Raw genomic sequence first — 7681 nt, 5'->3', positions numbered from 1 at the left:
ACCCAGCGAGCACCCCCAACAACACCCCGGCCAGGCTCACCGACATGGCCATGGTCAACTGCACCGACATCGCCGACAGCGAACTGGCAGCCGCCGAACGCTCGACCGGCACATCCTGGTAACTGGCTGCGCCCAGCGTGGAGAACTGTAGCGAACGCACCAGCCCGGCAGCGAACAGCACCAAGGCCATCGCCCACACCGCCGTGTCACGGTCGAAGCCGGCGCACAGGGCAATCCCCCCACCGCTGAGCACGGCATTGCAGCTCAGTACCCGACGATAGCCATAGCGGCGCACCAGCGGCACTGCCAGCAGCTTCATCAACAGCGCCCCGACACCGCCACTGACCACCAGCCAGCCTGCCGCCATCGGATTCATGTCCAGGCAGTTCTGCAACAACAGCACGATCAGGAACGGCTGCGCCGCCGACCCGAGGCGGAACAACCCGCCCCCGGCCTGGGCCACGCCGAAGCTTTGCAGGCGCAGCAGCGACAGATCGACCAGCGGGTTGGCATGACGCCGTGCATGCACCCGGTAACCCAGGGCACAGACCAGCCCCCCGGCAATCAGTGCCACGGCCCAGGTGCGCGGCAATTGTCCCAGCCCCAGGGATTGGAGGCCGAACACCAGCATCGCCAAGGCCCCGCCACTGAGCAACAGGCCGCGCCGGTCCAAAGCCGGCACCGGACGCGCCGGGTAGTCCGGCACATGGCGCAGGACCAGCCAGCAGCCGACCAGGCAGATCGGCAGGTTGACCAGGAAGATCCAGTGCCACGACAGCACCGTCACCAGCAGGCCACCGAGCAGCGGCCCGACCAAGGGCCCGACCAGTGCCGGCAGGGCCAGCCAGGACATCGCCTGGAGCAGTTGCTCGCGGCTCGACCAGCGCAGGATGATCACCTGCCCCACCGGCGTCATCAGTGCCCCGGCCGCGCCCTGCAGCATGCGCCCCAGGCACAGTTGCCACAGTGTGTCGGCCAGGGCGCAGGCCAGAGAGGCGGCGGTGAACAGCCCCATGGCCAGCAGCATCACCTGGCGCGGGCGGAAACGCTCGGCCGCCCAGCCGCTGACCGGCACGCACAAGGCCAGGGCCAGCATGTACAGCGACACCACCAGGTTCATGCGCAAGCCCGGCTCGCCGAAATCGGCGGCCATCTGCGGCAAGGCAGTCATCACCGCCGTGCTGTCGAGCAACTCCATGAACAGCGCGGCACCGATGATCACCGGCACCTTGGGGCTTTGCACATGGCCGGCCAGCAAGGCCGGCTGAGCAGTCAAAACAGCCCCGAGACAGGTGGGCGGGTGCCCTTGAGCTGCCAGGCGCCGACCACTGCCGCCTTCCACTGGCGGGGGTTGTGGTTGGCCACGGTGCGGGCGTTGCGCCAGTGGCGGTCGAGGTTGTGCTGGCGGGCAGTGGTGGAGGCACCGCCAACGTCGAAGACGGTCTCGGCAGCCTTGAGCGCCAGCTCGGCCACCAGGTACTGGGCCTGTGCCACTTCGATGGCCGCCTGCTCCACCGAGGCCTCCTCCAGTTGCGCGGCCCAGGCCTGGTCGATGGTCGCGGCGGCCTTGAGCACCAGCGCTTCGGCAGCGTAGGCACGGGCGGCGATGTCGCCTACCGAGAGCTCCACGTAGGGATCATCCACCGAGCGGCTGGCGCTGCTGTGCTTGATGGGGCGGGCATGCTCGCGGGCAAACTGGCGGGCATCGTCCAGGGCATTGCGGGCGATACCGGCCAGCACAGTGCCGAGAAACAACTGCAGGAACGGCGTGACGACGGTGCGCTTGCCTTCCTCCACGGTGCGGGTGCGAATATCGCTAGCCTCGACCCGCACGTTGCGCAGGTAGGTGGTGCCGCTGGCCGTCAGGCGCTGGCCCATGGCATCGAAGTCGTCGACCAGCTCCAGCCCCTCACGGTCACGCGGCAGGATGAACGACACCGGCTGTTCGTCCTCATCCAGGGCCACGGCACTGACATAATCGGCGAACAGCGCACCGGTGCTGTAGAACTTGCTGCCGTTGGCGCGAAAATGCTCGCCATCGCGCACCAGGCGCGCGGCGATGGCGCCGTTGGCGCCGCCCAGTTCCCAGCCGGCGTTGCCGATCACCGCGCCGTCCAGGTAGCGGGCGAACCAGCGCTCGCGCTCCTGCTCGGCGCCCTCGGCCCGCGAGGCCAACAGCCCTTCGACGAAGGCGAAGCCCGGGCGCAGGGCCTGGGCCACGTTGGAGTCGGCCGACGCCACCTGCAGCAACAGCGCGATCACATCGCTGACCGTACCGCCGGGGCCGCCGTAGCGTGTCGGGATGCGCACGGTATAGAGCCCGGCGGCCGCGAGCTGGGCAATGGCCGCGTAGGGTAGCTGGCGTTCACGTTCGCGCTCGGCGGCGCCTGCGGCGATGGTCGGCAGCAGTGCGCCGATGCGCGCCTTGAGTGCCTCGACGCTGGCGGCCGGGGCCTGGCTGGGGAAACGTTGGAAGGTAGTCATGGATCGGTCCTTAGATGGCGATTTTCCAGAGGCGAGATTCGTCGAACAGGTCTAAGGCTTCGTGCTCCAGGTCCAGTGGCGGCACCACCAGCTCGGCGCCGCGGCCAGGCAGGCGCGGTACCGCGCCGAGCAAGCGTTGGGTGTACGCGTGGCCCGGTCGCTCGAACAACTGCTCGACCGGCGCTAGCTCCACCACCTGGCCGTGGCGCATCACCAGTACGTCGTCGCTGACATGGCGGATCACGCCCAGGTCGTGGGAAATGAACAGGTAGGCCAGGCCCAGTTCGTCCTGCAGGTCCGCCAGCAGGTCGAGTACCTGGGCCTGTACCGACACGTCGAGGGCCGAGACCGGCTCGTCGCAGATGATCAGCTTCGGCTCGCTGGCAATCGCCCGGGCGATCGCCACCCGCTGGCGCTGGCCACCGGAGAGCTGCAACGGCCGGCGCTGGGCCAACTCGGCCGGCAGACGCACCTGGCCCAGCAGCACGGCGATCCTCGCGGGCCGTGCCGCCGCCTCGACACCCGCCACCTGCAGAGCGTCGGCGAGGATCTGCGCCACGCTCCAGCGCGGATCGAAGGAGCCCAGCGGGTCCTGGTAGATCACGCTGATCTCTCGGCGCAGTGGCCGGCGCACGGCTTCACTCACCGTGTCGCCCGGCCGGTTCCACGGCTGGCCGCGGTAAAGCACCTCGCCGGCATCCGGCTGCAGCAGGCCAAGGGCAATGCGTGCCACGGTGGTCTTGCCCGAGCCGGACTCGCCGACGATACCCAGTGTGCGCCCGGCGCGCAGGCTGAAATCGACGCCCTGCACCACCTGCCGTACCCGCCCGTCGGGGCCCAGGTAGCGCTTGCCCAGGCCGCGCCCTTCGAGCAGCACCTCGCCCTGCTGGCGCGGTCGCGGCCCACGCCTGGCCCCGGCACGTTCCGGCGACAACCGGCTGCCACGCGGATGCTCGGCCGGCACCGCTGCCAGCAGCGCCTGGGTATAGGGATGGCGGGGCTGGCGCAGTACCTGTTGCATCAGCCCCTGTTCGACCACCTCGCCGTGCCGCAGCACTACCACTTCGTCAGCCAGTTGCGCGACCACCGCCAGGTCGTGGCTGATGATCAGCAGCGATGCGCCACGCGCCTTGATCTGCTGGAACACCTCGAGGATCTGCGCCTGCACCGTGGCATCCAGCGCGGTGGTCGGCTCGTCGGCGATCACCAATGCCGGATCCAACGCCAAGGCGCTGGCGATCAAGGCACGCTGGCGCAAGCCGCCAGACAACTCCCCAGGACGCTGGCGTGCACGCAGGGCCACGTCCGGCATGCCAACCCGTTCCAGCAGCTCCAGCACCCGCGCGGCGCGCTGCTGGCGGTCGCCGTACCGGTGCGCCTGCAGCACTTCGAGGACCTCCTTACCCACTGGGCGCAGCGGATCGAGCGACACCAGCGCGTCCTGCAGGACAAAGCCGATGTCCTTGCCACGTACCGCACGCCACTGGCGTTCGCTGAGCGCCAGCAGGTCATGGCTGGCAAAGTCCAGCTGGCGCGCCGTCACCTCTGCCCGAGGCCCGGCCAGGCCCACCAGGCTGCGGGCACTGACGCTCTTGCCCGAGCCCGACTCCCCCACCAGGGCCACGCAGCGCCCTGGCTGCAGGGTGAAAGACAGGTCACGGACCACACTGCGGCCAGCGAAGGCAACGTTCAGCCCGTCGACGATCAAGGTCTTGTCGCTCATGGCAGGCGGCCCTCCAGGCGTTGTTGGATGTAGCGGCCGGTCACCGTCGTCGCCAGGGTGGTGAGAACGATGAACAGGCCAGGGAAGAAGGTCAGCCACCAGGCATTGGCGATGAAATCGCGGCCCATGGACAACATCGTCCCCCACTCCGGCGCTGGCGGCTGTGCACCCAGGCCCAGGAAGCTCAGCGCCGAGGCCCAGACGATCGCCTGGCCCACGCCCATGGTCAGGGTTACCACCAGCGGGCGCATGGCGTTGGGCAGCAGTTGGCGCAGGACGATCCGCGAGGTCGGGTGCCCCAGCGCCCGTGCCGCCTCTATGTAGCCGGCGTTGCGCACCGCCAGCACCTGGCCACGGACCATCCGCGCATAGCCCGGCGCGCCGCCGAGGCCCGTGGCGACGATCAGCGGGCCGACGCCACTGCCGAACACCGCGACGAACAGCAGCGCCAGCACCAGGCTGGGGAAGGCGAACAACACCTCCAGCAACCAGCCCACCGCCCGGTCGAGGCGCGCCCCACCCAGGCCGCCCAGCAGGCCAAGGCTGATGGCGATGGTCATGGACAACGCCGTGGCCGCCACGCCGATCAGCAGGCTCTGGCGGGCGCCGTGGACGATCCGCGCGAAAATGTCGCGCCCAGACTGGTCGGTGCCCAGCCAGTGCGCCCAACTGGGCGGTCGGAACGCCTCGCGGGGGACGATGGCCAAGGGGTCGATGCGGGTGAACAGCCCCGGCGCCAGGGCCGCCAGCACCAGGGCGGCGAGGAACAGCATCGCCAGGGCCGCCCCCAGTGGCGGCAGTTTCAGGTGCCGCTGCCGGCGTCGGGGCGCCAGGGCGCGCTCGAGGGTCAGGTCACTCATGGCGTGGCCTCCTGTTGCCGTGGGTCGATCCACTGGTAGAGCAGGTCCACCAGAATGTTGGCCAGCACATAGCCGGCGGCCACCACCAGGCTGATGCCGATCACCAGTGGCAGGTCCTGTGCCTGCACCGCCTGGTACAGCTGGCGGCCTACGCCCTTGCGCGAAAAGATCACCTCGCACACCACCGCCCCGCTGATCAGTGCGCCGATGGCCCAGCCCGACAGCGATACGCCTGGCAGCAAGGCATGGCGCAGGGCATGCCGAAAGCGCACCGCCAGGTCGCTCAGGCCGCGGGTGCGGGCGGTCAGGATGAAGGGCTGCTCCAAGGTCAGCTCCAGGGATTCGCGGGTCACCTGGGCGATGAAGCCGGCCAGCGGAATGGCCAGGGACAACGCCGGCAGCACCAGACTGGCGAAACTGTCGCTGCCGGCGGGTGGGAACCAACGCAGGCCGAAGGCGAACACGGCCAACAACACCACGCCGAGCCAGAAATGCGGCAAGGCCGCGCTCAGGGTCTCGAACAGCGAGGCCACACCACCGACCAAGCGCCCACGGCCAGCGGTGATCACCGTCAACAGCAATACCAGCGCCCACGCCAGCAGCAGCGCCGCCAGCGCCAGCTCAAGGGTCGCCCCGCCCTGCTCGGCCAGCACGCGGGTCACTGGCAGGTGCTGCGAATAGGACACCCCCAGATCGCCTTGCAGCAAGCGGCCCAGGTACAGCACGTACTGCACCGGCAGTGGCTGGTCGAGGCCATATTCCTTGCGGGTGGCCTCGATGGTCTCCGGGGTCGGGTTGCCGCTGGGCCCGCCGAGGATGGCCAGCACCGGGTCGCCCGGCATCAGGCGCAGGGCGAAGAAGGTCAGGGTCGCCACCGCCCATAGCACCAGCACGCCACCGGCTAGGCGGATGGTGGCGCGCCGGCCGAGGGCAGCCAGGCGCTCGCGGCGTGGGTCGGCCACGGCGAGGGTCGTCGAAACGCTCATTTGTTCACCCATGCGTCATAGAGGTAGGTCACCGCCAGGGAAGGCTCCAGGCGGACGCCGTGGGCGGTCTTGTAGATCCCCAGCCGCGTGCTTTGCGGGTAGGTGGTCAGTTGCAGGTACTGGGCAGCGGCCTGCTGCTGGGCCTGGTGGTACAGCTGGCGGCGCTGGCCGGGGTCCTGAGTGGCCAGGGCACTTTCGACCAATGCATCGAAGCCGGGGTCGGCGTAGCCCGAGGAGTTCTGGTGATAGCCGCCGACCCCGGCCGGTTGGACGAATGCCGAGCTGAAGATGATCCGCAGCACGTCCGGGGTGTTGGTGTTCCAGTAGCCGATGCGGATGTCGTAGTCCCAGGCGGCCTGGCGCGCGGTGACCTGCACGTCGCTCATCTGCTCCAGCACCAGTTCCAGGCCGGCCTGGCGAGTGGTGGCCTGGACCTGCTCCCACAGGGTCAGCTCCGACGGCGTGGTGCGCGCACCGACCAGTACCGTGGCCCGCAGGCGCTTGCCTGCCTTGGTGCGGTAGCCCTCGGCATCACGCCCGGTCCAGCCGGCTTCGTCGAGCAACTGGGCAGCGCGGGCCGGGTCGTAGCCCTGGTGTTGCTCGAAATCCGCGCTGTAGAACGGCGTGGCCACGCTGAGTGGACCGCCGGCGCGGGGAAACTCGCCGAAGTACACGCTCTTGAGCGCACCCTCGACATCGGCGCTGCGCACGAACGCCTCGCGCACACGGATATCGTCGAACGGCGCGCGGCGCAGGTTGAAGGTGCCGTTGGTGGGGTTGCCCGGGCGCTGGGCGATGATCAGCTCGACGTCCGGGTTGCGTCGTGCGGCCTCGTGGGACTCCGGTGGCAGGGTCTCGATCACGTCCACCTCACCGGCCTGCAACGAGGCGAAACGCACCGACGGCTCCTGGATGAAGCGCCAGACGATCCGTTCGAGGTAGGCCGGCCCCTGGTGCCGGGCCGTGGGTGGCGCCCAGTTGTAATCGGGGTTGCGCACCAGTTCCACCTGGTTCTGCCGGTCCCAGCGCACCACCTTGAACGGCCCGCTGCCCACTGGGTTTTCGCAATTCTCGTCGCGGCTGCGCGTGAGCGCGGTGGCCGACTGGATACCGAGAAAGCCCTGGGCCAGCACTTCGAGAAACGCCGCATAGGGCGTAGCCAGGTGCACCACGGCGGTGTACTCGTCGAGCACCTCGGTGCCACGGTACTGGCGGATATAGCCGCCAGCGGTACTGGACTGGGTCTTGGGGTCGGCCATGTGGTCGAGGTTGGCCTTGACGGCCTCCGCGTTGAACGGCGTGCCATCGGTGAAGTGCACGTCGCGGCGCAGGTGGAAGGTGTAGCGCAGGCCATCGGCGGAGACCTCCCAGTGCGTCGCCAGCCAGGGGCCGATGCGGCCATCGCTGTCCATCGACACCAGTGAGTCGAGGTACTGCTGGGCGACGAACACCTGGGGCATGTCGCCAGCCACGTGAGGGTCCAGGCAAGTCGGTTCGCGGTCGGTGGCATAGACCAGGGTACCGCCATGCACGGGCTGGTCGCTGTGGGCCGTACGCTGCTCGGCGCGCTCGCAACCAACCAGTGCCAGCGCGGTGCAGAGCGGGATCAGGGGAAAGAGGGATCGGTT

6 protein-coding genes are annotated in these 7681 nt (G+C 69.2%); all 6 read right to left on the bottom strand.

The genetic code is table 11. The features are described from left to right. Positions 1 to 1276: MFS transporter (locus WCE05_RS21250; protein ID WP_368816513.1), on the bottom strand; the 1276-nt coding region annotated here is incomplete at its 3' end. Further along, positions 1273 to 2484 carry an acyl-CoA dehydrogenase family protein gene (locus WCE05_RS21245; protein ID WP_253080941.1) on the bottom strand — a complete coding sequence of 404 codons (1212 nt, stop codon included), beginning with the start codon at positions 2482 to 2484 and terminating at the stop codon, positions 1273 to 1275. The genes WCE05_RS21245 and WCE05_RS21250, both read right to left, overlap by 4 nt. Positions 2485 to 2494: 10 nt before the next feature. Continuing rightward, positions 2495 to 4207 carry a dipeptide ABC transporter ATP-binding protein gene (locus tag WCE05_RS21240; protein WP_368816512.1) on the bottom strand — a complete coding sequence of 571 codons (1713 nt, stop codon included), beginning with the start codon at positions 4205 to 4207 and terminating at the stop codon, positions 2495 to 2497. After that, positions 4204 to 5067, bottom strand: coding sequence for an ABC transporter permease (locus WCE05_RS21235; protein WP_253080943.1), 864 nt, complete (start codon positions 5065 to 5067; stop codon positions 4204 to 4206). The genes WCE05_RS21240 and WCE05_RS21235 overlap by 4 nt, the downstream gene beginning before the upstream one ends. Further along, entirely contained in the window at positions 5064 to 6053 is a 990-nt protein-coding gene (locus tag WCE05_RS21230; RefSeq protein ID WP_253080944.1) for an ABC transporter permease, read from the bottom strand. Before WCE05_RS21230 ends, WCE05_RS21235 begins: the two co-directional genes overlap by 4 nt. Next, complete coding sequence (locus WCE05_RS21225; RefSeq protein ID WP_368816515.1) at positions 6050 to 7642, bottom strand: ABC transporter substrate-binding protein; 1593 nt, start codon at positions 7640 to 7642, stop codon at positions 6050 to 6052. The genes WCE05_RS21230 and WCE05_RS21225 overlap by 4 nt, the downstream gene beginning before the upstream one ends. Positions 7643 to 7681 lie beyond the last annotated feature (39 nt).

It is taken from the genome of Pseudomonas sp. I2 (assembly GCF_040984075.1).
Lineage (GTDB): Bacteria > Pseudomonadota > Gammaproteobacteria > Pseudomonadales > Pseudomonadaceae > Aquipseudomonas > Aquipseudomonas guariconensis_B.
The sequence above is the reverse complement of the archived record's forward strand: the minus strand, read 5'-3'. Positions and strand labels throughout refer to the sequence as shown.

What these genes read in the sequence shown, in the direction of transcription:
- WCE05_RS21235 (WP_253080943.1), bottom strand. Translation starts at nt 5,067, where the DNA reads ATGAGTGACCTGACCCTCGAGCGCGCCCTGGCGCCCCGACGCCGGCAG.
- WCE05_RS21230 (WP_253080944.1), bottom strand. Translation starts at nt 6,053, where the DNA reads ATGAGCGTTTCGACGACCCTCGCCGTGGCCGACCCACGCCGCGAGCGC.
- WCE05_RS21245 (WP_253080941.1), bottom strand. Translation starts at nt 2,484, where the DNA reads ATGACTACCTTCCAACGTTTCCCCAGCCAGGCCCCGGCCGCCAGCGTC.
- WCE05_RS21240 (WP_368816512.1), bottom strand. Translation starts at nt 4,207, where the DNA reads ATGAGCGACAAGACCTTGATCGTCGACGGGCTGAACGTTGCCTTCGCT.